Raw genomic sequence first — 26,961 nt, 5'->3', positions numbered from 1 at the left:
GCAAGAACCTATGTCAAACAACAATTACTACGACGTAACCACGTGGCCGGTCGGCAATCCGGCCAAGGACGTCGGTGAAGTCATCAACAGCATCATCACCGACATCAAGAACCGGCAGTCCGTTACCGACGTGGACAACGGCGGAAGGCCTGGCGCGGTGATCTACATTCCGCCCGGGGACTACCACCTCCGCACCCAAGTGGTGATCGACGTCAGCTTCCTTCGGATCGAAGGCTCGGGACACGGCTTTACGTCGTCGAGCATCCGGTTCAACGTTCCCAAAGACCAATGGCCGGAACTGCACGAGCTGTGGCCCGGCGGAAGCCGCATCATCGTCGACCTTCCCTCCGCGGGAGAAGGCGGCGACAAATCCAACGGAGCCGCCTTTTACGTTGAGCGCAGCGGCAGCCCCCGGATCAGCTCAGTGGAATTCTCCAACTTCTGCATCGACGGGCTGCACTTCACTGCCGACGGCTCCGACATGCACCCGGAAAACACCTACGTCAACGGCAAGACCGGCATCTACGTGGCTAGCGCCAATGACTCGTTCCGCGTCACCGACATGGGGTTTGTTTACCTGGAGAACGCCCTCACCATCCACAACGCGGACGCGCTGTCCATCCACCACAACTTCCTGGCCGAATGCGGCAGCTGCATCGAACTGCGGGGTTGGGGGCAGGCATCAAAAATCACCGACAACCTGGTGGGAGCAGGACCTAAAGGTCACTCAATCTACGCCGAAAACCACGGAGGCCTCCTGGTCACCGCTAACAATGTCTTTCCCCGCGGCGCGAGCACTGTCCATTTTAACGGCGTCACGCGTTCCAGCGTCACCAACAACCGTCTGCACTCGTTCTACCCCGGGATGGTGATGCTGGAGGAGAACAGTTCGGAAAACCTCGTGGCCACGAACCACTTCCTGCGTGACCATGAGCCGTGGACGCCCTTCCTGGAAGTCGACAACGGACTCGATGACCTTACCGGGCTTCTCAGCATCAGCGGCAGCAGCAACTCTGTCATCGGGAACCACTTCTCCGAGGTCATCGACTCTCATAGCGTCCGGCCGGAGGGCGCCAAGCCCGTCATCATCCGACTGAAGGCAGGGACCGGGAACTTCGTCTCCAACAACCACGTTGTGGCGATGGACGTTGATTCCAAGTCAAGCGACTCCTGCTTCGAGGCGCAGGTGGACGCCTTGCTGGCAACCGACGCTGCCACCGGACTCGCCGTGACGACCGTAATAGTGGACCCTGAATCAGCCCGGAACACCATCCTTGATTCCGGAACTGACGACCAAGTTATCGCCGACAGGGCTGTCAATGCCTTCAGGGCCACCCCCATGGTCGGCTCTTAGGCTGCAGGAGTCTGCTCCTACTAACCATTTCAGGCGGGCGAAGCTCCCACGAATTCCCGTGCGAGGCAAAGCGCTGTCGACGGCACGGCCTCACCTGCCCTTCGACTCGTCCATCCAATGCCAGCGCACTATTCGCGATTACGCACTGCAGGTCCCGCCAATCCCGGCGGGACCTGCAGTTGTACGTTGGCGGCCGCACCCGCCTAAGCGTGAGCTGAGTCAGCAGGAAAGTATTCCCTGCCGGGTCACGTCGAGGGCCGCCTTGCAGCGTGCCCCGGTGGTTTCGGTGTGCGGCTGTCGCCGTGGACCACGACCTTGGAAGATGGGCCGCCTTCGCCGGTCCGGATCGCTTCCATAGTTACGAAAGCAACCCCGCTAAGGAGACGCTGACGATGAAAGAGTTGCGGCCAAACTGTCGATGGGCTTTGGGGCGTATTTGATTCTTCTATGTCAGGTTGGGGTGTGCCCCAACCCGACGCATAGCTTCTTCACGCGGTGCGAAGAGTTCGAAATCGAATATGCACGCTTACCAGTACCCGAGGCGGATGTCCCGCGGGGCTAGGGATCGGAAGTAGCAGTCTTGGACTCATCTAGTGGTAGAGGAGTGATGCTCTGCCAATAAAGTTCCTTTGCCGCTACGTCTGAGAGCCAGAGGCCGTCAATCCGTTCCTGCGGACGCCGCGCCCCCGAGGAGCCCAAAAGGGTTAGGCAACCGTGACCCTCGGGGCGTTCCTCGATGAAGCAGCACGCATTACTGTCAATGGACCATCGGGAACGAAGTAAGAGGCACCATGACCATCGACATCGGGCTCATCCTCAGTCATGAGGACGAAGCTCACTTTGCAGCCCAGACCGAAGCTGTCACCGCAGCAATGCAACAGGTACGGAAACTGCACCCGGCATACAGCTGGGTGGGCACCGATGAGATTCGCTGCAGAGGATGCAATGCCGGCCTCGACATACCGTCCCTCGCCAGCACGAACGCTAACGCCGACAAGGCCTTTCGGGCGCACCAGGCGGCCCAGGTCGACGCCATGCTCGCCGCTGACACGCATAATCCGATTCGAACCTATTCGGCGAGTCATGATCCGATGCGGGGCTTAAACCTGACCGGATGACTTATCTGCGGCCGGCACGGTGTCCTGCTTCCGATATGATCCAGAGGTTCCATCGGCGCTGCCCGTGTGGGGCGGCACTGCCTCACCGTCCTGGATACGGGAACAACGACGCATTGATAGGCATTGCAGTCTCGTCAGAAAAGAACATCAACGAAAACATCAGAAATGAGAATCACCTAAGTGGCAGCCGATTACGACGAAGTCCGTTCCGACGTCAAGGAATCCCAGGACCGTTCGCTGGAGGCATTGCAGTCTGCGAACGCTCCGGATGCCCGCAGCGTCGTCAAGGAACTGGACGAAGCCGATGCACTCGATGAAGGACTGACCCCCGGTGGAGAGATCCTCTCCGAGGAGCTCATAGTGCAGGTCATCCCAGAGGCCGCGGATGAATTCACCTGCTATTCCTGCTTCCTGGTCCGACACCGGTCCCAACTCGTGCGCGAGAACAACGGCCACTCATACTGCATTGAGTGCGAAGGCTAAGGCCGCTTCCAGCGGAGGGCGGTGAAACTGGCGGAGGCAGTCAATCCTCCGGTCCGGTGTTTTCTCGCCGGCGTCTGGAAGTCAGAACTGCCCACCGGCGGCCGGTTCACGGCGCTGCGTACTGCTCTTCGTACTGGCGGACGTTGAAACTGCTCGGGTCGTAGAGGCTGCTGTGAGGTCTACGGAACTGCTTGTCCTGGTTGATCATCAGCGCGGATCCTAGCGGGATGTCGCGCCGGCCGCGATGTTCCTGACCCAGCCTCAAGCAAATTGATGTCGACGCCTTGAGTTTCCGTGGGACACTGAGCCGTCCAGCTCGTTGGCATGCTCTCCCCTACCCTGAGCGACATCAATCGCAGTGTCTTCCTGGAGCACGGCATCATGTCCTCGGGCTGGCGCTCGTCGTTCAAGCCATAAATTGTCCGGGGTCCAAGGTAACGGGAACCTGCCCGGTGACGAGAACTGTGATGCCCTGATCGTTCCGGTTGTTCTAAACTCGACATACCGGGCGGACCCCTATCTTGCCCGAAGTAGCATCGCCCCCACGAAGGGAGGCACGGCCCCATGCGCCGCAATCGTGTTATCGCTGAAACGTCCGCTTTCCTCTTGGCCGTCACTGGGCTTTTGGCCCTCAGCAGCGGCGGTGGGAACACCGCCAATGGGGTGCCCCCACCAACTACGACTCTCGCTGCGCCACCCCCACCGTCACCGAAGGCCGCTTCACCTGGGCGTGAGGTGAGGATCGCTGCTGTCGGTGACATGAACGGCCCGAGGACGTACGCGCCGAATAGCCGGTCCGGGCGGAACGGTGCGGCGATCACCAGGCTTGTGCGGAACAACGAGATTGACGCGTTCCTGGGGCTCGGGGACTTCCAGTACGCCACCGCGTACTGCGCTGACTATGTGAAGTACTGGACGCGGCTGTGGGGTGGCACGAAGCCCAAGTTGTACTGGGTGTCCGCACCCAACCATGACTGGAAGCCTGGACGGAACGAAGACCTCGACAACTTCATGAACGGTCAATGCCCGGGATCTAAGGCGAAGGCTGCGATCAACCAGCAGCGTGGGTTCATCGAGAACGGGAAACCGTACTCGAAGGACTTCGGGAACTGGCACTTCGCGTTCCTGTCCTCCGCGCACTGGCGGTACAACCCTACGCAGGCTCGGGCATTGACGGCGTGGCTGGACAAGGACCTCGCTGCTGCTCAGGCGGCGGGTAAACATCTGGCGGTGGTGCACCATGAACCGTACTTCACGTCGAACACGAAGGAACATAAGCGGGCCGCCGACCACAAGCCGTGGATCGACGTGATGTATAAGCACCGGGTCCGTCTGACCCTTTCAGGGTCACAACACAACTACGAACGCTCATGTCCAGTGAACAACAAGGACCAGTGCGTCAGTGACGGGATGACAGCGTTCCAGGTATCCACGGGAGGCATTGGTCTCCGCGCCTTCACCAGCAGTCCGTCGTACATCGTGAAGAGGTTCAGCAACACCCACGGGTTCCTTCGAATGACACTCCGGGACAACGGGTCTTTCACCTGGAAGTTCGTTCCGACGACGGGGCCGGGCACGGACGCAGGTACGCGTGCAGCACCGAAATAGAAGCCAAGCCACTGCGATACGCAGAGCACTACTTGACGGAATTTTCATTATCGGCGTTCGAAAATGGCTGGCGGAGCGGCCGCAATTGAGGATTGCGCTGGGCTACGGCCTGGTGCTTGGAGCGCTGGTTCCTGCGCAGCTGATCGCCAAGCGGTCACGCCAACTATGTCAAGATCAGCTGCCCTTCGCGCGTCGGATCAGGAGTCCTGGTGCACCTGCTCGACGGAGGCGTCACGGGATGGGATTCTAGAGCCGAGCAGCAGACGGGCACCCTCGGCTCGTCGGCCTGTTGCTCCGGACACGTCAAGGCCATCATTCGGAACTGAGGTAAAGAAGTGAATTCCACCGCTGCAATCCCTGTTACCGCCGTTCGTGTGGCCGAGCTGCGTCCCGAAGGCGAGCCGATGCCGGTCTATGTGCACATCATTGACCACCCGGATGCGCGTGTGCTGGTGGACACGGGCATGACGCAGCTTCATCCCGCGGTCGCCGACATGGATCCCCGGCTTTACCCGTTGAAGGAACAGGACTTCGACATCCAAAGTGTCGACATCGTCGTCAATACCCACCTGCACTTCGACCACTGCGGAGGCAATCACCTCTTCTCGGGCAAGCCCATCTACGTCCAGCGTCAGGAACTCGACGACGCCCGCAACCAGAACGACTACACCATCCCTGAATGGGTGGACCCACCCGGGATGCACTACGTTCCAGTCGACGGCGAGTTGGAACTGCTTCCCGGGCTACGACTCCTTTCAGCGCCAGGTCACACCCGGGGCTCACAAGTCGTTGTCATCGACGGAGATGAAGGCCCGACGATCATCGCTGGAGACACGGCAGTCTGGTTCGACGAACTCGATAACCCCCGCACGGAGGGCCAACTACTCGTGCGTTCTCTAAACCCTGCAATTGTTTGGCTCACGCACGAGCACAAGCCATGGATGCCAGAAACCAAAGCCTCTCGGTGAACCACCAACTAGAGCGAAATGGGTGTCAACGAGCGCCCGGCCACCTTGACGGAATCACGGTTATCAGCGACTCTCGGGAGTCCTCCACTTGCCCGAATCGACGCGGTTGCCCTGATTCGTCGTCTCTTGTGAAGCCTCCCGCAGAACCTTCGCCGCCGCCCCTAGTTACGGAACCGGATTCGGGTCCGTCCCCGCATGCCCCACTATCACCAACATCGTGGCCAGCTGGGGATCCCGGATCGCGACCGAACGCCTCGGCCCGCTGATGCAGGCCACTGTCCCACGCCCGCCACTGCGGCCCACCTCGCCGCCTCCACCGCCTTCCTGTTCAGCGACGACGCCACCAACGTCAACGGCACCATCCTCGCTTCCGACGGCGCTGGTCGGCGGTAGGGGTGCCGTACCAGACGTCGGCAGGACCCCGCAGCACTGCCGCCCTCCGGCCCTACCGGGATGACGCTGGAAGGCCTATCTTTGACCTGACACAGCCCGAGGGAAAGGAACGACGATGTTCACCTTGCAGATCAGCTATCCGGTCCGCGACTACGAGGCTTTCAAGAAAGTATTCGACAGCGATCCTGCAGGCCGCGTCGCCTCGGGCGCCAGGGCTGTCCGCCTGTTCCGGGATACAGAGGACCAGAACAGCGTGGCCGTGCTCCTGGACTTCGACACCAAGGATGCTGCGAACGCCTTTCTGGAACGGCTCCGCAGCGAGGTGTGGGACAACCCGGAGGTGATAGGGCAGCTGATGACGGCAGCGCCCACAGCCAGGATACTGGAGGAGACGGCCCGCGAGGGCCAGGGCGCGGCCTGACCGCTGATAATCCAGTGGTCCCCGTCGGACGAATTGGCCGCAAATTCAAGCCCCTCGTCGTACGGCGGCTGGTCGGCGCTGTAGGGGAGCGGCACCAAACGCAAGAGGACGACGGCGGGAAGTCCCGCCGTCGTCCTCCAACCTCTGGGCAGAATCATGTCAAGGCAGGCATACCCTTTAGCCTCGTGGTGCTGGCATAACTCCAGATCGCATGGTCGAGTTTCTTTTCGTCCACGTCCAGTTTCTGGGCGGCCTCCTTGACCAGTCCGCTGGCACGTTGGGACGGGACTCGCTCGCCGATGGCTCGCCCGACGAATTCTGTGATCCAGGTGTCTGCCTTTACCCCGTCATGGTTTAGGAGCATCGTAAAGTACTCCCAAGTGACCGGCCCGAGCCCTGAAACCCCGGTGTACCGCTCCCGGTGTCCGGGTTTGTCTGGCATCAAAAGTGCAGGTTCAGTGACGCCGATATCGAAGAAACGTTGAGCTGCTTCCACAATTGCTAACGCCTTCGTTTTCCTTGAATGCACCTTTTGGCGGTTCAAAACCCTCTCGAGTGCGACCGGGTCCTGGGTCGCGAGATGCTTCGCGGTATCCGCCCGGCCACTCTTTCCACGGTGTCGGCATTTCTTCAATGGCGATGAGTAACCGCTCGAGATTCGGAAACCGGCGCACTCACAGGTAGCTCTTGACGCTCGCGCGCAGCGCTTCTGTGTGTTCATAGATCTCCTCCAGCGAGCTGATGGGAACCCGGGTTTCTTCCTTGTTGACGTCAAAGATCCCGATGTACTTCTGCGTCCGATTGAAGTGCAGGCGTGCAATGGGCTTGCGGTTGTTGTCGTCCAACAGAACTGCAAAGTAGGACTTGGCGTCACGCTGCACCACGCGGGCTGGCTTTACCTCGCTGCATACGATTGCCCGCACTATTTGGTAGCCCTCAATCTCCTCCAGTGTTGTCTCCAGCCCGTCGGCTTCTGCCAAATCGGCTTCGGCTACAGGAGCGCTGGTGACGCTTGCCGCCACGGCGGTCTCTTCACTCTGCGGGAAGCCAGGGTTGCCCAGGGCCTTCTTAAGACGTTCGTTGACTTGGTCGTTCAGGAATTGCTTCGACGCCTTGGACACCAAAGCGGTGAACTGTTCCCTCACCTTCTGGGTGTAGGGGCCCGGATACACACGCCCGGTCAGGAACTTGACCCATTCATCTTCAGGCTCCCTAAACTGCGCAGCCAGAGTCCGCTTCAGCTCGCCGATGTACTTTAGCTCGCCAGCGGCACTGATGATCGAATCGAGATCAAAAACGTCCTTTGACAGCTTCTGCAGTTCGGGGATGAGCATTTGGTCGATGTCGTTTAGATCCAGCACCAGAAACGGCTTGGCATCCATGCGGTTTGGTGCGTCGAGGTCAGTAAAGAACTGGTACACCTCGCCATTGGTGAGGATGGCGATCCTCGCGTTCGTTACCGCAAAATATCTGAACAGCTGTGATGCATGCTCAATTTTCACTGGCTCCGCGGATTTCTTGCACTCGATCAGGATTTGGACTTCGCCGTCCTTGACGATCGCGTAGTCGATCTTCTCGCCCTTCTTAAGGCCGACGTCTGCGACAAATTCAGGAACGACTTCCATGGGATTGAAAACGTCGTAGCCAAGAATCGTTGAAATGAAGGGCATCACGAACGCGTTCTTCGTGGCTTCTTCTGTTTGGATTACACCTCGCTGCTGGCGCACCTTTGCTGCCAAAGCCGAGAGCTTTTCTGCGAACTCCATTTGTCCCCCTACAAAGACCGTGTTTGCTGCACGACGGCGTGCAGCAATATTCAAGCTAATGAACCACAAGGTACCGGTGATTGTCCTGAATGACACTCAACCGCCTGCTTGCTTTGAGTCCATGTCTCGATTTTCTTGCTGGGTGCCGGCACTCTTGCCGGGCGAGTATCCTGCTGCTTCCAGCACCTCGCGGACTGCAGGGCGCGAGCTGACCGCCCACCATCCGCCGTCGTAGTACACGGACATACGGCGCAATCTTTCCGGCCCGCCCGTAATCTGTTTAGATGCCTCGTTTTGCGCTTGATATCGACTCCGTCCCCCGCCCCGTCCGTTCGCAGGAACTTCTGGACGCCGTGAACCAGAGGGTCGTCATTGCCGACGGGGCGATGGGCACCATGCTGCAGGGCCGGGAACTCTCGCTCGAGGCCGATTTCCTGGGGCTGGAAGGCTGCAACGAAATCCTCAATGACACACGCCCTGATGTCCTCGCGGACATCCACGACGCGTACTTCGCAGTGGGTATCGACGCGGTCGAAACCAACACCTTCGGTGCGAACTGGTCAAACCTCTCCGACTACGGCATCGACGATCGGATCGAAGAGCTCGCCCGCAAGGGGGCAAAGATCGCCCGGGAACGCGCCGAAGCGGCAGAAAAAACAGACGGACGCATGCGCTGGGTCCTGGGCTCGATGGGCCCGGGCACGAAGCTCCCCAGCCTCGGGCACACCAGCTACGACTACCTCAAGCAGACCTTCGCCCTGCAGGCCGAGGGTCTCATCGACGGCGGAGCCGATGCCTTCCTCATCGAAACGAGCCAGGACCTCCTGCAGACCAAGGCCGCGGTCAACGGCTGCAAGCAGGCCATCGTGGCCCGCGGCATCCGCCTCCCGATCTTCGTCGAGGTGACCGTCGAAACCACCGGAACCATGCTGATGGGATCCGAGATCGGCGCGGCGCTCACCGCACTCGAGCCGCTCGGCGTTGACGCCATCGGCCTGAACTGCGCCACCGGCCCGGACGAGATGAGCGAGCACCTCCGCCACCTCTCCAAGCAGTCCTCCGTGGCCATCGCCTGCATGCCCAACGCCGGCCTCCCGGTGCTTGGCCCCAACGGCGCGCACTACCCGCTGTCACCCAGCGAACTCGCCACCGCGCATGAACAGTTCGTGCGGGAATTCGGCCTGGGCCTGGTGGGCGGATGTTGCGGTACGACGCCGGCGCACATGGCCGCCGTCGTCGAGCGTCTTGAGCCCTTCCGCAACACAGCCGCCGTCACCAGCGGCGGGAGGGGCGCCGACGGCGGCCGCCTTCCCACCGAGCGTGAAGCAGGCATCGCTTCCCTCTATCATCATGTGCCGTTCGACCAGGAGTCCTCGTACCTGGCCATCGGTGAGCGCACCAACGCCAACGGTTCGAAGGCGTTCCGCCAGGCGATGCTCGAAGAGCGCTGGGACGACTGCGTCGATATCGCCCGCGAGCAGGTCCGTGTTGGCGCGCACCTGCTCGATGTCTGCATTGACTATGTGGGGCGTGACGGCGTGGCCGACATCAAGGAAATCGTCTCGCGTTTCGCGTCGGCCTCCACCCTTCCGCTCGTCATCGACTCCACCGAACCGCCCGTGCTGCAGGCCGGCCTCGAACACATCGGCGGCCGCCCGGTAATTAACTCCGTCAACTACGAGGACGGCGACGGCCCGGAGAGCCGCTTCGCGCGCATCATGCCCCTCGTGAAGGAACACGGCACCGCCGTGATCGCCCTGACCATCGACGAGCACGGCCAGGCACGCACCACCGACGGCAAGGTGGCCATCGCCTCCCGCCTCATTGACTCCCTGGTGGGCGAATGGGGCATGCGGGTGGAGGACATCATCGTCGACGCCCTGACCTTCCCCATCGCCACCGGCCAGGAGGAGACCCGCCGGGACGGCATCGAAACGATCGAGGCCATCCGCCAGATCACCACGAAGTACCCCGGCATCCACACGACCCTCGGCGTCTCGAACGTCTCCTTCGGCCTGAACCCTGCAGCGCGCATCGTCCTGAACTCGGTGTTCCTGCACGAAGCCGTGCAGGCGGGCCTCTCCAGCGGCATCATCGACGCCGCCAAGATCGTGCCGCTCGCGTCCCTGCCGGAGGAGCAGCGCAAGGTGGCGCTGGACCTCGTCTGGGACCGCCGCGAATACGACGCCGACGGCAACATCACGTACGACCCCCTGAACAGCATGCTGGACATGTTCGCCGGCGTCGACACCGCAGCGCTCAAGGACCAGCGCGCCGCGGAACTCGCCGCGCTGCCCACCGGCGAACGCCTACAGCGGCGCATCATCGACGGCGAAGGCAAGGGCCTCGAAGAGGACCTCGACCTCGCACGCAGCGAAGGCATGACCCCGCTGGCCATCATCAACGACCAGCTGCTCGAAGGCATGAAGGTTGTGGGTGAGCGCTTCGGCGCCGGCGAGATGCAGCTGCCCTTCGTGCTGCAGTCCGCCGAGGTCATGAAGAATGCGGTCGCGCTGCTCGAGCCGCACATGGAGAAGTCGGACGCGTCCGGCAAGGGCACCATGGTGATCGCCACCGTCCGCGGCGATGTGCACGACATCGGCAAGAACCTGGTGGACATCATCCTCACCAACAACGGCTACAAAGTGATCAACATCGGCATCAAGCAGCCGATCGCGGACATCATCGCCGCCGCCGAGGAACACGACGCCGACGTGATCGGCATGTCCGGGCTGCTCGTGAAATCCACCGTGGTGATGAAGGAAAACCTCGCCGAACTCCAGTCCCGGGGCCTCGCGAAGAAGTGGCCCATCATCCTCGGCGGCGCCGCCCTGACCCGTGCCTACGTGGAGCAGGACCTGGCGGAGCAGTTCGAAGGAACCGTCAGGTACGCCAAGGACGCCTTTGAAGGCCTCGCCCTCATGGAACCGCTGGTGCAGGTGGCCCGCGGCGCCGACCCGGACGCCGTCGGCCTTCCTCCGCTGAAGAAGCGGATCCATAAAGGCGGCCCGAAGTTCACGGTGACCGAGCCGGAGGCAATGCCTGGCCGGTCCGACGTGGCCGCCGATAACCCTGTGCCCTCGCCGCCGTTCTGGGGCACGCGCATCGTGCGCGGTGTCGCCCTCCACGACTTTGCAGCATTCCTCGATGAGCGCGCCACGTTCATGGGGCAGTGGGGGCTCAAGCCCGGCCGCGGCGAGGACGGCGCCTCGTATGAGGAACTGGTGGAACGTGAGGGCCGGCCGCGCCTGCGGTACTGGCTGGACCGTATCCTCGCCGAGGGAATGCTCGATGCATCGGTCGCCTACGGCTATTTCCCGGTGGTATCCGAGGGCGAGCAGGTGGTGGTGTTGCATCACGGTACGGATCCCGACGGCGTACTCGGCACCGCGGGACTTCTCGCGCCCGACGGCGGTTCAGGCGGCCCGGTCGGCACCGAGCGGCTGCGTTTCGACTTCCCGCGCCAGCGCCGCGACCGGCACCTGTGCCTTGCCGACTTTGTGCGTTCGCGCGAATCGGGGCAGGTGGACGTCCTGCCGGTGCAGCTGGTCACCGCCGGCGGGAATGTCGATGAGGTGACCGGGGAGCTGTTCAAGGGCAATCACTACCGTGATTACTACGAGCTCAATGGTTTGGTCATGCAGCTCACCGAGGCGTTTGCCGAGTTCTGGCATGCGCGCATCCGCTCGGAGTTGGGCTTCGCGGCCGAGGAGCCGAAGGACAAGGCCGGGCTGTTCAAGCTCGACTACCGCGGTGCGCGCTTCTCGCTCGGATACCCCGCGTGCCCTGACATGGAGGACCGCCGCAAGGTGGTGGAGCTGCTGCATCCCGAGCGGATGGGCGTGATCCTGAGTGATGAGCTGATGCTGCACCCCGAACAGTCCACCGACGCGTTCGTGTTCCACCACCCGGAGGCGAAGTACTTCAAGGTGTGAGTTGACGCCGGTCCCTGGCCCGGGAGGATTGTGCCCGCGCGGCTTGGCCGCCGGCGCTTCCGCCCGGGCTGGAGACCGGCTTCACCCGCCGCAGTGCGGCGAGGATAGCCCGCCCCACCACGGCGATTCCGATGATCGTGGTGACGGCACGAAGGGTGTCCCAGCCCGCCGTCGAGGTCAAAAGCGAGTAGAGCAGGAAGCTGCTCAGGTTGGTGGCCAGCGGCGCGCCGGGCACATAGGAGATGCCGGTGCCGGCGCCCACTGCGAAGGGCCAGAACCACAGATTGGTCAGCAGGCCGAACACGTAGGACGCCAGGACGCCATAACCGCAAAGCATCCAGAGCTCGGCCTTTCCCCGCACGCGTTTGGGGAGCAGGCCTGCCCCGGCGCCCACCCACGCACAGGCGAAAATTTGGAACGGTGACCACGGGCCAATGCCACTCCACAAGGCGCTTGAGACGGCGATGGTGGCGGCGCCGAGGAGCATGCCGAAACGCGCACCAAAGGCCCGGCCGGCCAGGATCAGCAGGATAAAGACGGCCTCCACACCCCCGACGCCGGTGCTGGCCACCCGCACGGCCGAGCCGACGGCTGCCAGGACGCCGAGCAACGCCACCGTGTGTGCGGAGCGGACCGAGCCGTCGAGGGACACCACGATGGCAACGACGGCAAGGGGTGCAATAGCCAGCGCCGCGTAGGGGACGGCCGCGGCGGCATCCTCCGGGAGGGCCGCAGCGAGCAGCGGCCAGCAGAATGCACCGAGAGCCAGAAGGTTTGCCGCCGCGAGGACGATGACCTCCGCAGCTCGTGGCATCCGGACGCGGCGGGTTCTCTCGGCTGCTGGAGTATCTGTTGGTCGGTCGGTGAACCGTGGTGCTGCGGTGCCTGGTGCTGCGATGCGCTGTGGTGTGGCCGGGGTGGCACCGGCCGGGGCGGCTTCTGCAGACGTTGCTTCTTTCTGGAATGAGGGGGCGACGCCGTCACGCATCGGGAGGATCCGGGCGCCGAGGCCGTGCGCAAAATCGAGGTCGTGTGTGGCGATCAGGACCGCCGCACCAGCGTCCGCTGCCGCCCGCAGCGCCGCCGAGACTGCTGTGCGCGCCGCAGGATCGAGTCCCCGGGTGGGCTCATCGATCAGGAGTACCTGTGGGCTGTCCATGGTCTGCAGCGCTATGGCAAGGATCCTGCGTTCGCCTGCTGAGAGGTCCCGGGGATGCTCGTGTCCGATGGGGATCCGAACGTCTCCCCGCAGCCGGGCAAGGTGTGACTCCGCAGGCTTTGGGGGAAGCTGGTCGCTGCCCGGGAGATGCCGCCCTGCGTCTTTCTGTTCTGCGTGACGCCAAGCGCGCGCCTGGCGTCGCTCTGCCGCACGGAGCTCTGCTGCGACGGTATCCCTGGTGAAGAGGTCGTCCGAGGCGTCCGGCACAAGGGCGACGCGGCCGCCGTCGACCGTACTTTCACTGAGTGTGCCTTCACCGAGGGCGAGTGCCACAAGGAGGGAGGACTTCCCGGCACCGTTCGGCCCCACCAGGGCGACCACTTCACCGCGGTGCAGGGTCAGGGATGCGCTGCGCACGAGCGGCTTGGCGTCGCCGTGCACCGCGAGCTTCGTCGCGCTCAGCACGGGCGCGGGCTCCGCCCGCTGTTCCGGCGTCAGTGGCGGTGTCGGTTCGGCCACGACCGTGTGCGAAGGGGCGGGCGCTACCCCCGGCACGAGGGCGCCGTCGTCGATGGTCCACCACGAGTCGGCAACGGGGGCGAGCGGTTCCGCCCGGTGCTCCGCCACGATGACGCAGACACCCGCTTCGAGGGCGAGGGCGTTGAGCACGGCGACGACGCGTCCGCGTGCTGCGGTGTCGAGGTCGGCCAGGGGCTCGTCCACCAGGAGCAGGGGCGGATACTCCACCACTGCAGCGGCGATGGCTACGAGCGTGGCTTCACCCGCGGAGAGGGTGCTGAGATTCCGGTCCAGGAGCGCGGAAACCCCGATACGCTCCGCGACCTCCAACACCCAGGCCTTGGCGGTACCGGATGCCACGCCGCGCAGCTCAAGTGCGAGGGCGATTTCGTCCCGGACCCCGGTAGTGGCGAATGCGGCGCGGGGATTCTGCAGTACGACGCCGATGAGCCGGGCGGTATCGCGGGGCGGCGTGGTGGCCCGGTCCGTTCCGGCGACGAGCAGCGTGCCGGAGATTTTTCCGCCGTCAACGTGGGAGAGGAGCCCCGCGATTCCTCGCAGGACCGTGGACTTGCCGGAGCCTGTCGGCCCGGTAATGACTGTTATTGACCCGCTCGGCGGCGCGAACCCGGCGACGTCCACCTGCGTGTCACCAATGCGGAATTGTGCGTCCCGGACGAGAACCGGTGCTTTGATACCGCGGCCGGGCTGGTGCGCTGCCCGGCTCCCGAAGCCCCGCAGCTCCAGGGCCGCGGCAACCCGGCCGGCGTGCTCGAGGGTTCGCTCGAGCACGGGAACAAGAGCGCGGGGCCCGAAGCGTTCTCCCCGCAATCGAAATGCCAGGCGCACGGATTTCACGGCGTCGGAGAGCGCCGGGAGCGCCGCCCAAGCCACCACAAGCATCCGGGCGATGCCCTGCATGGGGCCGCCGCGGGCAAGGTGCACGAAGCCACGGGCCACATCCACCCAGGCGTTGAGCATGCCGAAACCGAGGATCATTCCGGCAATCGGCAGGGCGGACAGGACCGCCTCCCAGAGGCCAGGTGCTGTTACCGGACCGAGGAGGACCACATGGGCGTACGGGGCAGGCAGCGGCACCGGCGGTATGCTGAGCAGAACCGCGCCATCGGTGCCCGCCCCGTTGAAAAGGATGCGGTAGATGACCCGCGCCGCGATGAAGACGACGGCGAGAGCCGCCGCTGCGCGTAACGGCGCGGGTCGAAAGGTCACGCCGCGGGTGCGGCCGGTGCGCCGTCGACCGTGTAGAGCAGTTCCAGGCTCTGTCCCGGGCTCACCTTCAGGGTGGCGAGGCCTTCCTGCGCGTATGCCCAGGCGCCGGAGGCCGGCTTAACCCAGAGCGACCAGTAGGCAAAGGCCGCGGGCATCTTCTTGCATTCTTCCCGGTACGTGCCGCCCTTGTGCACGATGTCGAAGTCTGCGGCGGGGACGCCGTTCACACGGCACACCAGTTCCTTGGGATAGGCGTCAGTGCCCTCGGTTTTCACCTTTGCCTCGTCGAGCACCTTGGAAGCGAGAGTGGGCGCATCCACGGGGACGCAAACGGACGAATCAGCGGCGGCCTGCTTCAGGGAGCCCGAATCGACGATGACCTTCACACCGGTGCAGGGCCCGGCGGCGGCGCTGGATGAAGCGGTTGCCGGGGCGGCCGGTGCCGAGGTGGAGGGCTGGGTGGCGGCCGGCGTGGAGCAGGCGGCGAGAGTAAAGAGGAGACCTGCGGCGGCGAGGGAGCTCGCGGCGGCGGTGCGGATCTTAGTCAAAGTCACCAGTCAAGGGTAGGGCGTTGCTTGTCCGGATTCGGATGCCGTCGCGTTGTGTGACGTCAGATGGGGGCAAATAAGAACCCGCCAGCATCTACCCGGCGGCCCAGGCAACAACCAGCAGCGCCCCCACACACAGGATGGTGGTGCAGAGGATCACGTCGCGGGCCACGGTCATGCCCCGGCCGTAGGGGGAGGCGAAGAGGAAGACGTTCTGCGCCGTGGGCAGCGCCGCCATGATCACGCTGGCCAGCAGATGCTGCCCCTCCAGGCCAAACACAAAGCGTCCCAGTAGCCACACGATCGCGGGCATGCCGGCGATCTTCAGGAACGTTGCCACGAGGGTCTCGGTCCGGCCGTCGTCCTTCTGCAGCGGCGCCCGTCCGGCGAGCGACAGGCCAAAGGCGAGAAGCACCATGGGGACGGCACCGCCGGCCAGCATGTCGATGGGCTTCTGCAGCAGGTCGGGCTCCTGCCAGCCTGTCAGTGCCACCACCACGCCGAGCGCCGAGGCGATGATCATCGGGTTGGACAGCGGCTGGAGCAGCATTTTCTTCCACGAAATCCGGGCACCGGAGAAGACTCCCAGCAGCGTGAGGTAGAACGGGGCCAAAACCAGAAGCTGCACCAGCAGCACCGGCGCCACATGCTGGGCGGTGCCGACGGCGTACAGCGAGACCGGAATGCCGATGTTGTTGGCGTTGGCGTAGCTGCTGGCCATCGCGCCGACGGCGGTCTCCGCGGCCGGGCGGCGGAAGAACAGGAAGCTCAACAGCCAGTAAAGAAGCCCCACCGCCGCTGCCGATAGCAGCGCCAGCGGGGCGTCCGTTCCGAGTGCGGCCCGGATATCGGAGCCGGCCACCACGGTGTAAAGCAGGGCAGGGTTGGTGATGTAGAAGGCAGTGCGGGTCAGCGCACCCTGGACCTCGGGACCCAGAATGCGTAACCTTGCTGCGAGGTAACCGACGGCGATGACTGCCGAAACGATGAGTATTCCGGAGACAACGCCGCCCACTCTTGACCCTTCTATTTACGTGTATGTGCAGACGGTCAAAAAACCTACCTCACCAGGCAGGGCCGCTTCGGATCGAAGGACCAGCCGTCGACGTAGTACTGCATGCCGATGCTGTCGTCGCGGGCATCCAGGCCGTGCTTCAGGTAAAGCTGGTGCGCCTTGTCCAGCGCCTCGCGGTCCAGTTCGATGCCGAGTCCCGGCGCGGCCGGAACCTCGATGGCGCCGCCCTTGATCTGCAGCGGGTTCTTTGTAAGGCCCTGCCCGTCCTGCCAGATCCAGTGCGTGTCCAGTGCGGTGATCTCGCCGGGTGCTGCCGCGCCGGTGTGGGTGAACATGGCCAGCGAGATGTCGAAGTGGTTGTTCGAGTGCGAGCCCCACGTGAGGCCGAACTCGTTGCACAGCTGCGCCACCCGGACCGAACCGTGCATGGTCCAGAAGTGCGGGTCGGCCAGCGGGATGTCGACGGCGTTGCTGCGGATGGCGTGGGCCATTTCGCGCCAGTCCGTGGCGATCATGTTGGTGGCCGTCTTCAGCCCGGTGGCCCGGCGGAACTCGGCCATGACCTCGCGTCCGGAGAAGCGGCCTTCCGCGCCGCAGGGGTCCTCGGCGTAGGCCACGACGCCCTGCATCCGCTTGCCCAGCCGGATGGCCTCCTCGAGCAGCCAGCCGCCGTTCGGGTCCAGCGTGACGCGGGCGTCCGGGAAGCGTTTGGCCAGGGCAGTGACCACGTCCACCTCGTCGTCGCCGGACAGCACGCCGCCCTTGAGCTTGAAATCGCTGAAGCCGTAGCGCTCCTGCGCGGCTTCGGCCAGCGCCACAACGGCCTCCGGCGTCATGGCCTCCTGGCGGCGCAGTTCCTCCCAGCGGTCCGACGGCGCGTCCTCCACGAGGTACGGCAGATCCGTCCGCTTGTGGTCACCGACGAAGAACAGGTATCCGAGCATGGGCACGGACGTGCGCTGCTGGCCGTCGCCCAGCAGTTCGGCCACCGGGACGCCAAGGAACTGGCCGTGGAGGTCCAGCAGCGCGGACTCGACGGCGGTGACGGCGTGGACGGTGGTGCGCAGGTCGAAGGTCTGCAGGCCCCGGCCGCCGGCGTCGCGGTCCGCGAACTCCGCGGCGATCTCGCGCAGCAGCGAACGGTAGCGGGCCACCGGCCTGCCGGTGATCAGTGCGCCGGCTTCTTCGATGGTGGTGCGGATCTTCTCGCCGCCCGGGACCTCGCCGAGGCCGGTCCGGCCGTCGGAGTCGGTCACGATGACCACGTTCCGGGTGAAGAACGGCCCGTGGGCGCCGCTGAGGTTCATCAGCATGCTGTCGTAGCCCGCAACCGGGACTACCTCCACGCGGGCGACTGTCGGCTGGGCGGTCATGCGCTGACCTCCTCTTTCTCTGCCTGAGCGGCGTCGGCGGAAACAACGTCGCCGTCGATCCGGCGGTTCAGCTGCCACGGGTTGGTGTCGTGGAGCGGTGCGGGCAGCAGTTCCTGGGGCAGGTTCTGGTAGGCGACCGGCCGGAGGAACCTGTTGATGGCCAGCGTACCCACGGAGGTGGTGCGTGTGTCAGAGGTGGCGGGGAAGGGTCCGCCGTGGACCATGGCGTGCCCGACCTCGACGCCGGTGGGCCAGCCGTTGACGATGATGCGCCCCACCTTCTGTTCCAGTGCGGGGATCAGGCGTGCCGCCGTCGGGTAGTCCTCCTCGGTGAGCTGCAGGGAAGCGGTGAGCTGCCCCTCGATCCGGTTGGTGGCCTCCACCAGCTCCTCGGCGGAGGAGTAGCGGATCACCAGGGACGCTGCGCCGAAGATTTCCGCGTGCAGCACCTCGTTGCTGATGAAGTCGCGGATGTCCGTGCCGAAGATGGCAGGTGCCGGGGCGTTCTCGGTGGGGCCGGGGGTTCCGGTCCCGACGACGGTCACGTTCTCGGCGGCGCCGAGCGCCTCGGTGCCGGTGTTCCAGGAGCCGGCGATGCCGGCGGTCAGCATGGTCTGTCCGGCGCAGGCGGAAACAGCGCGTCCGACGGCGGCAGCCAGTTTGTCGCCTGCCTCGCCGGCCGGGGCGAACAGCAGGCCTGGGGAGGTGCAGAGCTGGCCGGAGCTGCCGGTGACGGCGGTGACGTACTGCTGCGCCAGGGCGTCGATTTGTTCGGCGGAGCCCTTCAGCGCGCCCGGGAAGACGAACACGGGGTTGAGCGAAGACATCTCGGCGTACACCGGGATGGGCTCGGGGCGTGCGGCGGCGGTGCGCATCAGGGCGATGCCGGCGCTCTGGGAACCCGTGAAGCCCACGGCCTTGATGGCCGGGTCCGCGACCAGGGCCTGGCCGATGCTGCTGCCCGGGCCGTAGATCAGGGAGAAAACGCCCGGGTGGAGGCCGAGGTCAGCAACGGCCTTGGCGATGGCCTGGCCCACGAGTTCGCTGGTGCCGGGGTGGGCGTTGTGCGCCTTGAAGACCACGGGGCAGCCGGCGGCGAGGGCCGAGGCGGTGTCGCCGCCCGCCGTCGAGAAGGCCAGCGGGAAGTTGCTGGCGCCGAAGACGGCGACGGGACCCAGCGGGATCTGGCGCTGGCGGATGTCGGCGCGGGGGAGGGGGGTGCGGTCCGGCAGGGCCGGGTCGATGCGCACGCCGCGGAAGTCGCCCTGGCGCACGACGTTGGCGAAGAGCCGCAGCTGTCCGGTGGTGCGGGCGCGCTCGCCCTGCAGCCGTGCGGCCGGCAGTCCGGTCTCTTGGCCGGCGCGGACGATCAGTTCGTCGCCGATGGCTTCGATGTTGTCCGCGATCGAGTCCAGGAACGCAGCGTGGGTTTCGGGGTCAAGGGCGCTGAATGACTCGAAGGCCTCGGCGGCCGCGGACGTGGCGGCCTTGAGCTGCTCCTCGGTGAGCAGGGTGTAGGCAGGTTCGAGCTGTTCGTTGGTGGCCGGGTTGAAGGCGAAGGCGGTTTTGCCTTCGCCGGCGACGGTCTGTCCGGCGATCAGGGAGTGTCCGATGAGGGTCACGGTGGTTCCTCCTGGGTAAAAGTGGGTTTGGCTAAGCGGCCGGCGGCTAGGAGACCTTGGCGATGAGCGCCTTGAGGTCGGCAAGGTCCTGCGGTGCCAGGTTCTGCAGCGGGGGACGGACGCCGCCGGCGGAGCGGCCGATCGCGTCGAGGCCGCCCTTGACGATGGAGACGGAGTAGCCCTTCACGCGGTCGCGGATGTCCAGGTAGGGGATGACGAAGTCGTTGAGCTTCTGGTTGACGGCCACGCGGTCGTTGTTGCGGACGTCCTGGTAGAAGTCGAGCGCGAACTGCGGCACGAAGTTGTACATGGCGCTGGAGTAGGTGCTCATGCCCAGCTGCAGGAGCGGCAGCGCGAAGGTCTCGGCCGTGGGGAGGCCGCCCAAGTAGAACAGGCGGTCGCCTAGCTTGGCGTAGACGCGGGCGTCGTGCTCGAGGTCGCCCACGCCGTCCTTGAAGCCGATCAGGTTCTCGTGCCGGTCGGCCAGGGTGGCCACGGTGGTGTCCTTGTAGATGGCGTTGGCGCGGTTGTAGATGATGACACCCAGCGACGTGGCGCTGCAGATGGCGCTGACGTGGTCGATCAGGCCGCCCTGGTCGGCTTCGGTCAGGTACGGCGGCAGGAGCAGGATGCCCTCGGCGCCGGCGGCTTCGGCGGCCCTCGCGTTTTCGATGGCCTGGGCGGTGGAACCGCCGGCGGAGGCCAGAACGGGGACGGTGCTGCCGACTTCCTCGACGGCGGCGCGGACCACGCGGGCGGACTCGGCCGGGGTGAGGGAGAAGCCCTCACCCGTGCCGCCGGCGGCGAAGAGCCCGGCGACGGGGTAGCTGGCCTGCCATGCCAGGTGCTTGCGGTAGTTCTCCTCGTCGAACTGCAGCTCTGCATCGAAGGAGGTCACGGGGAAGGAGAGCAGCCCTTCCTTGAGGATGTTTGCGAGTTCCTGGGGTGAGTACTTTGCCACGGGATGTCCTTGGAGTCGGTGCCGGGAGCGGCGGGAGTTGTGTGGTTCTTATTCAGACTAGGCAGCCGATTGATGTCTGTCTAAGCCTATTTATGTATTGAGTGATGCCCGTAGAGTATTGAGCCGCCGGTGATTCACCACCGCGGGGATTCCAGTTCGTAGTCGGGGTGAAGGCTCTGCATGTAGCCGGTGTCGTCGCGGTTGAGCATGCCGGACTTCAGGTACTGCTCGTGCAGACGGGCGAGGGCATCGCGGTCCAGTTCCACGCCGAGTCCGGGCGCGGTGGGAACACCGACGGCGCCGTTGCGGAAAACCAGGGGGCCGGGAACGATGACATCTTCCCCGGCGTCCTTCCACGGCCAGTGCGTATCGCAGGCGTAGTCCAGGTTCGGCGTGGCAGCAGCCAGATGAACCATCGCGGCCAGGCTGATGCCCAGGTGCGAGTTGGAGTGCATGGACAGCCCAAGGCCGAAGGTCTCCGATATGCCGGCCAGGGCCTGCGACCGGCGCAGGCCGCCCCAGAAATGGTGGTCCGAGAGGATGACGTCCACGGAACCGGCCTCAACGGACGGAGGCACGTCGCCGAAGCTGACCACGCACATGTTGGTCGCGAGGGGCATGGACACGTTGCGGCGCACTTCGGCCATGCCGGCAAGGCCCGGCGTCGGATCCTCAAGATACTCCAGGACGCCGTCGAGATCCTTGCCCACCCGGATGGAGGTGTCCACCGTCCATGCCGCGTTGGGATCGATGCGCAGCGGCAGATCCGGGAATTCGGCCCGGAGCGCCCTGATGGCCTCCACTTCCTGTTCGGGAGGGAACACGCCCGCCTTAAGTTTCAGCGCGGTGAAGCCGTACTCATCCACCATGCGCCGGGCCTGCCGGACGATTCCTTCCGGATCCAGCGCCGCTCCCCAGGAGTCCTCCTCGTGGCCCGGGTGGCCCGCCCACTTGTAGAAGAGGTATCCGCTGAAGGGAATCTCGTCCCGGACCGCGCCTCCGAGCAGGTCGCTGACAGGGCGTCCCAGGACCTTTCCCTGGATGTCCAGCGAAGCAACGTCGAAGGGAGACAGCACCCGGTCAGGGGTGCTGGAGCCGGTCACCATCCCGGACATCCCATGCCCGCCGACGGTGGTGTCGGCGTTGAGGGCCTTGATGACCCGCTGGCGCATCTCGTTGATGTTGAAGACATCGGTTCCGGCCAGGGCCTCGGCGGCGAGTTGCAGCCGGCTCAGGTGCGGGGCGTCCCCGTAGGTCTCGCCCAGGCCCAGGAAACCGGTGTCGGTGGTGATCTCCACGATGGCCCGCAGCGCAAACGGCTCGTGCACGCCCACCGCGTTAAGCAGGGGCGGATCCTTGAATGCCACCGGGGTGATGGCGATGTCCCTAATGCGGTGGGGCCCGGTTGGGCTGAGGGGGTGGTTCACGGCTTGGGTTACTCCTGGCTTCATGGTCCGGCGGGTGAGGTGCGCTGCCGGGCGTGGGTTGAATTGGGTTGGCTTAGGACTTTTCCCGGACTTTGACCGCCAGCACGGGGCGGTCGGCCTGCAGCAAAATCCGCTGGGAGTGGCTCCCGAGGATGAACTTCCCCACCTGGGACCTCCTGCGAAGGCCGATGACAATCAGGGAGGCGTCGATTTCGTCGGCGATGTCAATAAACTCGTCGGTCAGGTCGTCGGTGTGGCCCGGCTGCCGGACTGTGGCTTCGACTCCGGCCACTTCGGCACGCCGCAGCAGCTCAGCCACTTGTTCCACCGAGGCGAGGGCAGCGTCCACGGGCGCTCCCTTGCGCGGAGAGTTGAGGATGACAATGCTTTCGCTTCGCAGCTGGCCTTCGGCGATGCCTGCCTCGAGGGCCGCCTCGCCTTCGGGCGTGGGCAGGTAGCCGATCAGAATGGTCATACTTTTTCCTTTTCATGGTGCCGGGCTTCGACGGCTGGTGCGGTGGTCCGGACCTTCCTGAAGGCCTTCTGGAGCAGCGGCAGGAGCATCACCACAACGAAGACGAGCAGCAGGATTCCGGAGATGGGCCGGGTAACGAATCCGGCGGCGTCGCCTCCGAAGACGAGGAGGGAGCGCCTCAGGTTTTCCTCGAGGAGGGAGCCAAGGACGAAGGCTAGTACCAGCGGGCCGGGCTCGAAGCCGAACTTCTTCATCAGGTAGCCGAGCAGGCCGAAGACGATGACCAGCCAGATATCAAAGATGCTGTTGTTGATGGTGTAGACGCCGATCAGCGTGATGAGCACCGTGATCGGGGCGAGGATGGCCGCCCGGACCCGCAGGATCTTCACGAAGACGCCGACCAGGGGGATGCTCATGATCAGCAACAGGATGTTGCCGATGTACATGGAGTTGACTACGCCCCAGAAAAGTTCCGGGTCGTTCTGGACGAGCTGTGGTCCGGGGGTGACGCCCTGGATCAGCAGCGCGCCGAAGATGATGGCCATGGTGGCATTGGCGGGAATGCCAAGGGTCAGCAGCGGAATGAAGGAGGACGTCGCGGCGGCGTTGTTAGCGCTTTCCGGTGCAGCGACGCCTTCGACGGCGCCGCGGCCGAAGCGTTCGGGGTTCTTGGCCCGCTTCTTTTCCATGGCGTAGGCCGCGAGTGAGGCGATGGTGGCACCGCCGCCGGGGAGGATCCCGAGGAAGAAGCCCAGCAGGGAGCCCCTGCCGATTGCCCCGGACGATTCCTTCAGGTCCTTGCGGGACGGCCAGACGTTCGCCACTTTGGCCGGCGCCTGGACCTTGTTGTGGCGCTCCTCCAGGTTGTACAGGATTTCACCCAGTCCGAAGATGCCCATGGCGATCGGCACGAAGTCGAGGCCGTCGGCGAGGGACAGGTTGTCGAACGTGAAGCGTGCCTCACCGGTGAACGTGTCGCGGCCGACTGTTGCCAGCAGCAGCCCGAGGGATGCCGCGATGATGGATTTCAGCTTGCTGCCGTTGCTCACTGTGGCCACGAGCAGGATGCCCAGCATGGCCAGGGCGGTGTACTCCGGGGGACCGAAGTCGAGGGCGAACCCGGCGACGATAGGTGCCAGAAGGGTCAGTCCAATAATCGCCACCGTGCCGCCGAAGAACGAACCGATGGCCGCGATGCCGAGGGCCGTGCCGGCACGCCCCTGGCGGGCAAGGGCGAAGCCGTCAAAGACCGTCACCACGGAGGATGCTTCGCCGGGCAGCCGAAGCAGAACCGATGTGATGGTCCCGCCGTACTGGGCCCCGTAGAAGATGCCCGAGAGCATGATGATGGCCGTCACGGGCTCGACGCCGTAAGTCAGCGGAAGAAGTATGGCGATAGTGGCTGCCGGGCCCAGGCCGGGCAGGACGCCAATGAGCATTCCAATGACGACGCCGATGAGGCAGTAGAGGAGGTTCATCGGTTCGAGCACGACGCCGAAACCATTGATGACCGGTGCAAGAAAGTCCATGAGATTCCCTAGAACAGATGTGGGATGGGCACGCTGAGCGCCACGACGAAGATCAGGTAGAAGGCCGCTGTCACGGCGAAGCTGAGCACGACGGACATCCGCCAGGTTTCCTTGCCCAGGAATCTCAACCAGACGAACGTCAGCAGCAGGGTGGGGATTTCAAAGCCCGCCACTCCGACCACCAGGACGAACCCCACCAGGGTCGCTACGCCGGCTGCGACCTGCCAGCTTGAGGATGAGAATGCCTCGGCGTCCAGCTTCTTGCGCCCGAAAACGAGGAGGGCCACGGACATTGCGATCATGACGAGGCTGATAATGAACGGCCACAGTCCCGGTTCGGGTTTTTCTGGGCTGCCGAGCCCCATTCCCACCGACATGGCCAGGCCGGCAATGCCCAAGGCTGCGGCAGCGACGGCTGCCGCCACGTTGGCGAGCGGACCGGCGTGCGGGGGACGCTCCTCGTCCCACTCCGCGGCCAGCTGTTCAGGTGTCAGCGGTTCCACGAGCTCTTCGGCGATGGCGGGAGAGGCGCCGTTCCCGGCGGCAGCGTGCTTCACGCTGCCGCCGGGGACTGCTTCATTTGATGCTGAAGTCACTTGCCGCTGCCAAGATCGACGCCGTACTTGGTGGTCAGTTCCTTGTACTTGGCCGCGTTGGCAGACCAGTCCTTGGCGACCTGGTCGCCGTCGATCTCTGCCGGAGTGAAGAGGTTCTGCTTGTTGAAGGCCTTGTAGGGCTCGGATTCGAACGCCTTCTTGAAGGACTCACGCAGCTTCGTCACAACAGCTTCCGGGGTGCCCTTGGGTGCGGCCACAGCGCGGAACTGGGATACCGGGACGTCGTAGCCGGCCTCGACCGCGGTGGGGGTGTCGGGCAGGTACTGGTTGCGTTCCTTCGAGAAGACCACGATCGGGTTGAGCTTGCCGGCCTTGATCTGCGGCATGGCTTCGGCGAGCTGGATCGTGGCCAGGTCAACCTGGTTTCCCAGCAGCGCCGTCATGGCGGGGGAACCGCCGTCGAAAGGAACGTCGGTGCCGTCGATCTTGGCCTGCTTGAACAACAGTGCCTGTGCCAACTGGCTTCCGGTTCCGACGCCGGTTGTGGCGAAGTTGAACTTCTTGCCTGCCTTGGTCAGGTCATCCATGGTCTTCATGCCTGAGCTTGCATTGGAGACCAGGACGTAGTCGTCCTGCGAAATTCCCGTGATGACCTCGTAGTCCTCGATCTTTACCGTCTCGCCGGCGGAGACTGCCAGCGGGGTGATGGCGAACAGCGATGCGTTCAGGATGACGAGTGTCTGGCCATCAGCCTTTGCTGCGCCGACTTCCTTGGTGGCCAAGGCGCCGTTTGCGCCCGGCTTGTTGACGACGGGGATCGGGGCTCCGAGGGGGCCGCTGGCGTTCTCCGCCAGTGCACGGCCGATCAGGTCCGTGCTTCCGCCGGGATCGGCACCGATGGTGAGGGTAACCGGGCCCGCAGGAAACTTGCTGGCGTCCGCCGCCGGGCTGGTACCCGCGACATTGCCGCCGCACGCGGTCAATGCCAGCGCGAGGGCAAGGCCAGACCCCGTAGCCAGGATGGACCGACGTGTAAATGTCGTCTTGATCAATGAATTCTCCTTTGAATATTCGCCCCTGGGGGAGGGGAAGTACTGCGCCCGTGAGCTCCATCACTCCGTAGGCTGCTCAAGAAGACTAAAGTGGCTTTGTGATGCCTGTCCAAGTTCATTTGTGCATGAGGTGATACCCTGTGGGCATTATGTATTCCTTGGACCAGCTACGCGGCTTTGTGGCCGTCGCGGAAGAACTGCATTTCGGACGTGCGGCTGCCCGCCTGAACATGACCCAGCCGCCGTTGAGCCGGCAGATCCAGAAACTGGAAAAGGCCATTGGGGTGCTGCTGTTTGACCGCGACAACCGTGGAGTTGCGCTGACCGCTGCCGGGACGGCCTTCCTGGCCGACGCTCTCAAGCTGCTTGAGCTTGCCGATGCCGCTCCGAGCCTGGCGCGCCGGATATCCGCGGGCTCCGCAGGCGCCGTCCGCATCGGCTTCACCGCCGCTTCCACTTTCGGTCTCCTCGGAGCACTGCTGAACGAAATATCCGCAGCGCTGCCCGATGTGGACATTGACCTTAGGGAGATGGTCACCAAGGACCAGACATCGGCACTCATCAATGGCGACATCGACCTCGGCCTGGCTCGTCCCCCGTTCGATGACGAGCTGTTCGATTCCCGCCTGCTCTTCCGCGAACCGATCATGGTGGCAGTTCCGTCAGGGCACCCCTTGACGCTACTGAACCGGAAGCTGACAGCAGAAGACCTGCACGGGGAGTCTCTCATCATGCACTCGCCCACGCAGGCCAGGTATTTTTACGACCTTGTGATCAGCCTGGTCTCCTCGCACCGGACGTTCGTGCATACCGTCAGCCAGATTCTGACCATGATCTTCCTCGTCGCGGCTGGCCGTGGTGTTGCGCTTGTGCCCCAGTCGGCCACCGTTCTGGGTGTTGAAGGAGTGGAATACGTCGAACTGGGCGGCTTCGAGGTGGACCCTGTCGAGCTCCACGCGATCTGGATGCGCAACTCGCGCAACCCGGCACTGCACCGTGTGCTGGAAGCCATCAATGATCAGGGCGACTAACTCATGAGGATCAGCCTGCGGTGACGTCGGACTCTTAACCTGCTTTAAAGGAATAACAGGCACCGCTGAGACCTTCTTCTACACGGGCGCCGACCACCGGCTGCCTCGTGAAAGGACATTTTTGCCTACCGCCTTCATCCCGTTCACCATGTGCGCAAGGGTCCGCGACGACCACCGGCGCTCCTTCCGCACCGACCTGGAACGCCTCACTTCCACCCACCGTGCTTGGGCGCCGTTGGACGTGGTCAAGTCCACCAACACCAAGGCTTTCCTCCGCGGAGCGATCATGCAGAGCGTTCACACGGCCACCGATGCGGGTCTCGCCCGCTATCTCCAGGACCGCCTGGCCGCCGACACGGACATCCACCTGGATCTCACCGTCAGCATCGAGCGGTAACAGAATCCTGCGGCCCCGGA

The 26,961-nt window shown here is 64.4% G+C and carries 23 protein-coding genes; 10 read left to right on the top strand and 13 right to left on the bottom strand.

Translation table 11 applies throughout. From position 1 onward, the window contains the following. Positions 1–10 precede the first annotated feature (10 nt). From CXZ05_RS04895 to CXZ05_RS04865, 7 genes are all read left to right on the top strand, one after another. Positions 11–1,354: a NosD domain-containing protein gene (locus tag CXZ05_RS04895; RefSeq protein WP_102971483.1), complete on the top strand. Its 1,344-nt coding sequence runs from the start codon at positions 11–13 to the stop codon at positions 1,352–1,354. Positions 1,355–2,145: 791 nt separating this feature from the next. Then, positions 2,146–2,472 (top strand): hypothetical protein, encoded by a 327-nt coding sequence (locus tag CXZ05_RS04890; RefSeq protein WP_102971482.1) that lies wholly within the window; start codon positions 2,146–2,148, stop codon positions 2,470–2,472. A 180-nt stretch (positions 2,473–2,652) separates the two neighbouring features. Then, entirely contained in the window at positions 2,653–2,955 is a 303-nt protein-coding gene (locus CXZ05_RS04885) for a DUF4193 domain-containing protein (RefSeq protein ID WP_102971481.1), read from the top strand. Between the two features lie 735 nt (positions 2,956–3,690). After that, on the top strand, positions 3,691–4,563 hold the full coding sequence (locus CXZ05_RS04880; protein ID WP_258006448.1) for a metallophosphoesterase: 873 nt from the start codon (positions 3,691–3,693) through the stop codon (positions 4,561–4,563). Positions 4,564–4,898: 335 nt separating this feature from the next. Beyond that, positions 4,899–5,531 (top strand): MBL fold metallo-hydrolase, encoded by a 633-nt coding sequence (locus tag CXZ05_RS04875; protein WP_258006447.1) that lies wholly within the window; start codon positions 4,899–4,901, stop codon positions 5,529–5,531. A gap of 195 nt (positions 5,532–5,726) precedes the next feature. After that, the gene (locus CXZ05_RS04870; RefSeq protein ID WP_258006446.1) at positions 5,727–5,924 is read left to right on the top strand and encodes a hypothetical protein; all 198 of its coding nucleotides are present in this window, start codon (positions 5,727–5,729) and stop codon (positions 5,922–5,924) included. Between the two features lie 115 nt (positions 5,925–6,039). Further along, on the top strand, positions 6,040–6,345 hold the full coding sequence (locus CXZ05_RS04865) for a hypothetical protein (RefSeq protein ID WP_102971478.1): 306 nt from the start codon (positions 6,040–6,042) through the stop codon (positions 6,343–6,345). A 154-nt stretch (positions 6,346–6,499) separates the two neighbouring features. Here CXZ05_RS04865 and CXZ05_RS04860 read toward each other — a convergent pair whose 3' ends face one another. Both CXZ05_RS04860 and CXZ05_RS04855 read right to left on the bottom strand, forming a co-directional pair. Then, positions 6,500–6,841, bottom strand: a complete 342-nt coding sequence (locus CXZ05_RS04860) for a hypothetical protein (protein WP_102971477.1) — start codon at positions 6,839–6,841, stop codon at positions 6,500–6,502. Between the two features lie 178 nt (positions 6,842–7,019). Continuing rightward, entirely contained in the window at positions 7,020–8,111 is a 1,092-nt protein-coding gene (locus CXZ05_RS04855) for a type I restriction endonuclease (RefSeq protein WP_102971476.1), read from the bottom strand. Between the two features lie 284 nt (positions 8,112–8,395). Between CXZ05_RS04855 and metH the strand changes: the two genes are divergently transcribed. Then, a complete protein-coding gene (metH, locus tag CXZ05_RS04850; RefSeq protein ID WP_102971475.1) occupies positions 8,396–12,046 on the top strand; it encodes a methionine synthase in 3,651 nt (1,216 codons plus the stop codon). Here the strand turns inward: metH and CXZ05_RS04845 are convergent. The 11 genes from CXZ05_RS04845 to CXZ05_RS04795 form a co-directional block, all read right to left on the bottom strand. Next, a complete protein-coding gene (locus CXZ05_RS04845; protein ID WP_102971474.1) occupies positions 12,036–14,954 on the bottom strand; it encodes an ATP-binding cassette domain-containing protein in 2,919 nt (972 codons plus the stop codon). The two genes, metH and CXZ05_RS04845, sit on opposite strands and share 11 nt — an antisense overlap. Next, positions 14,951–15,508, bottom strand: a complete 558-nt coding sequence (locus CXZ05_RS04840; protein WP_102971473.1) for a hypothetical protein — start codon at positions 15,506–15,508, stop codon at positions 14,951–14,953. The genes CXZ05_RS04845 and CXZ05_RS04840 overlap by 4 nt, the downstream gene beginning before the upstream one ends. Positions 15,509–15,596: 88 nt before the next feature. Further along, entirely contained in the window at positions 15,597–16,517 is a 921-nt protein-coding gene (locus CXZ05_RS04835) for an AEC family transporter (RefSeq protein ID WP_102971472.1), read from the bottom strand. Between the two features lie 44 nt (positions 16,518–16,561). Next, on the bottom strand, positions 16,562–17,890 hold the full coding sequence (locus CXZ05_RS04830) for an enolase C-terminal domain-like protein (RefSeq protein ID WP_102971471.1): 1,329 nt from the start codon (positions 17,888–17,890) through the stop codon (positions 16,562–16,564). Then, positions 17,887–19,512 carry an aldehyde dehydrogenase (NADP(+)) gene (locus tag CXZ05_RS04825; RefSeq protein WP_102971470.1) on the bottom strand — a complete coding sequence of 542 codons (1,626 nt, stop codon included), beginning with the start codon at positions 19,510–19,512 and terminating at the stop codon, positions 17,887–17,889. The genes CXZ05_RS04830 and CXZ05_RS04825 overlap by 4 nt, the downstream gene beginning before the upstream one ends. Before the next feature lie 46 nt (positions 19,513–19,558). Beyond that, positions 19,559–20,473: a 5-dehydro-4-deoxyglucarate dehydratase gene (kdgD, locus tag CXZ05_RS04820; protein WP_102971469.1), complete on the bottom strand. Its 915-nt coding sequence runs from the start codon at positions 20,471–20,473 to the stop codon at positions 19,559–19,561. A gap of 134 nt (positions 20,474–20,607) precedes the next feature. Beyond that, positions 20,608–21,900, bottom strand: coding sequence for a glucarate dehydratase family protein (locus tag CXZ05_RS04815; protein ID WP_258006445.1), 1,293 nt, complete (start codon positions 21,898–21,900; stop codon positions 20,608–20,610). Positions 21,901–21,973: 73 nt separating this feature from the next. Then, a complete protein-coding gene (locus CXZ05_RS04810) occupies positions 21,974–22,375 on the bottom strand; it encodes a universal stress protein (RefSeq protein ID WP_102971467.1) in 402 nt (133 codons plus the stop codon). Then, complete coding sequence (locus CXZ05_RS04805; RefSeq protein ID WP_102971466.1) at positions 22,372–23,904, bottom strand: tripartite tricarboxylate transporter permease; 1,533 nt, start codon at positions 23,902–23,904, stop codon at positions 22,372–22,374. Before CXZ05_RS04805 ends, CXZ05_RS04810 begins: the two co-directional genes overlap by 4 nt. 8 nt (positions 23,905–23,912) lie before the next feature. Continuing rightward, the gene (locus CXZ05_RS04800; RefSeq protein ID WP_258006444.1) at positions 23,913–24,500 is read right to left on the bottom strand and encodes a tripartite tricarboxylate transporter TctB family protein; all 588 of its coding nucleotides are present in this window, start codon (positions 24,498–24,500) and stop codon (positions 23,913–23,915) included. Continuing rightward, complete coding sequence (locus CXZ05_RS04795) at positions 24,497–25,513, bottom strand: tripartite tricarboxylate transporter substrate binding protein (protein WP_308410984.1); 1,017 nt, start codon at positions 25,511–25,513, stop codon at positions 24,497–24,499. Before CXZ05_RS04795 ends, CXZ05_RS04800 begins: the two co-directional genes overlap by 4 nt. 149 nt (positions 25,514–25,662) lie before the next feature. Here CXZ05_RS04795 and CXZ05_RS04790 point away from each other — a divergent pair, with 149 nt between their 5' ends. Both CXZ05_RS04790 and CXZ05_RS04785 read left to right on the top strand, forming a co-directional pair. Beyond that, positions 25,663–26,544, top strand: a complete 882-nt coding sequence (locus tag CXZ05_RS04790; RefSeq protein ID WP_102971465.1) for a LysR family transcriptional regulator — start codon at positions 25,663–25,665, stop codon at positions 26,542–26,544. Positions 26,545–26,665: 121 nt separating this feature from the next. Continuing rightward, positions 26,666–26,941 (top strand): hypothetical protein, encoded by a 276-nt coding sequence (locus CXZ05_RS04785; RefSeq protein WP_102971464.1) that lies wholly within the window; start codon positions 26,666–26,668, stop codon positions 26,939–26,941. The last annotated feature ends 20 nt before the right edge of the window (positions 26,942–26,961 follow it).

This window comes from Arthrobacter sp. AFG20, from assembly GCF_002892795.1.
Classification (GTDB): domain Bacteria; phylum Actinomycetota; class Actinomycetes; order Actinomycetales; family Micrococcaceae; genus Arthrobacter.
The sequence above is the reverse complement of the archived record's forward strand: the minus strand, read 5'-3'. Positions and strand labels throughout refer to the sequence as shown.

Bases quoted from the DNA above. Each gene is read 5' to 3' on its own strand.
- CXZ05_RS04790 (WP_102971465.1), top strand. From the start codon at position 25,663: ATGTATTCCTTGGACCAGCTACGCGGCTTTGTGGCCGTCGCGGAAGAA.
- CXZ05_RS04855 (WP_102971476.1), bottom strand. From the start codon at position 8,111: ATGGAGTTCGCAGAAAAGCTCTCGGCTTTGGCAGCAAAGGTGCGCCAG.
- CXZ05_RS04810 (WP_102971467.1), bottom strand. From the start codon at position 22,375: ATGACCATTCTGATCGGCTACCTGCCCACGCCCGAAGGCGAGGCGGCC.
- CXZ05_RS04805 (WP_102971466.1), bottom strand. From the start codon at position 23,904: ATGGACTTTCTTGCACCGGTCATCAATGGTTTCGGCGTCGTGCTCGAA.
- CXZ05_RS04895 (WP_102971483.1), top strand. From the start codon at position 11: ATGTCAAACAACAATTACTACGACGTAACCACGTGGCCGGTCGGCAAT.
- CXZ05_RS04870 (WP_258006446.1), top strand. From the start codon at position 5,727: ATGCCCCACTATCACCAACATCGTGGCCAGCTGGGGATCCCGGATCGC.
- metH (WP_102971475.1), top strand. From the start codon at position 8,396: ATGCCTCGTTTTGCGCTTGATATCGACTCCGTCCCCCGCCCCGTCCGT.
- CXZ05_RS04890 (WP_102971482.1), top strand. From the start codon at position 2,146: ATGACCATCGACATCGGGCTCATCCTCAGTCATGAGGACGAAGCTCAC.
- CXZ05_RS04830 (WP_102971471.1), bottom strand. From the start codon at position 17,890: ATGACCGCCCAGCCGACAGTCGCCCGCGTGGAGGTAGTCCCGGTTGCG.
- CXZ05_RS04865 (WP_102971478.1), top strand. From the start codon at position 6,040: ATGTTCACCTTGCAGATCAGCTATCCGGTCCGCGACTACGAGGCTTTC.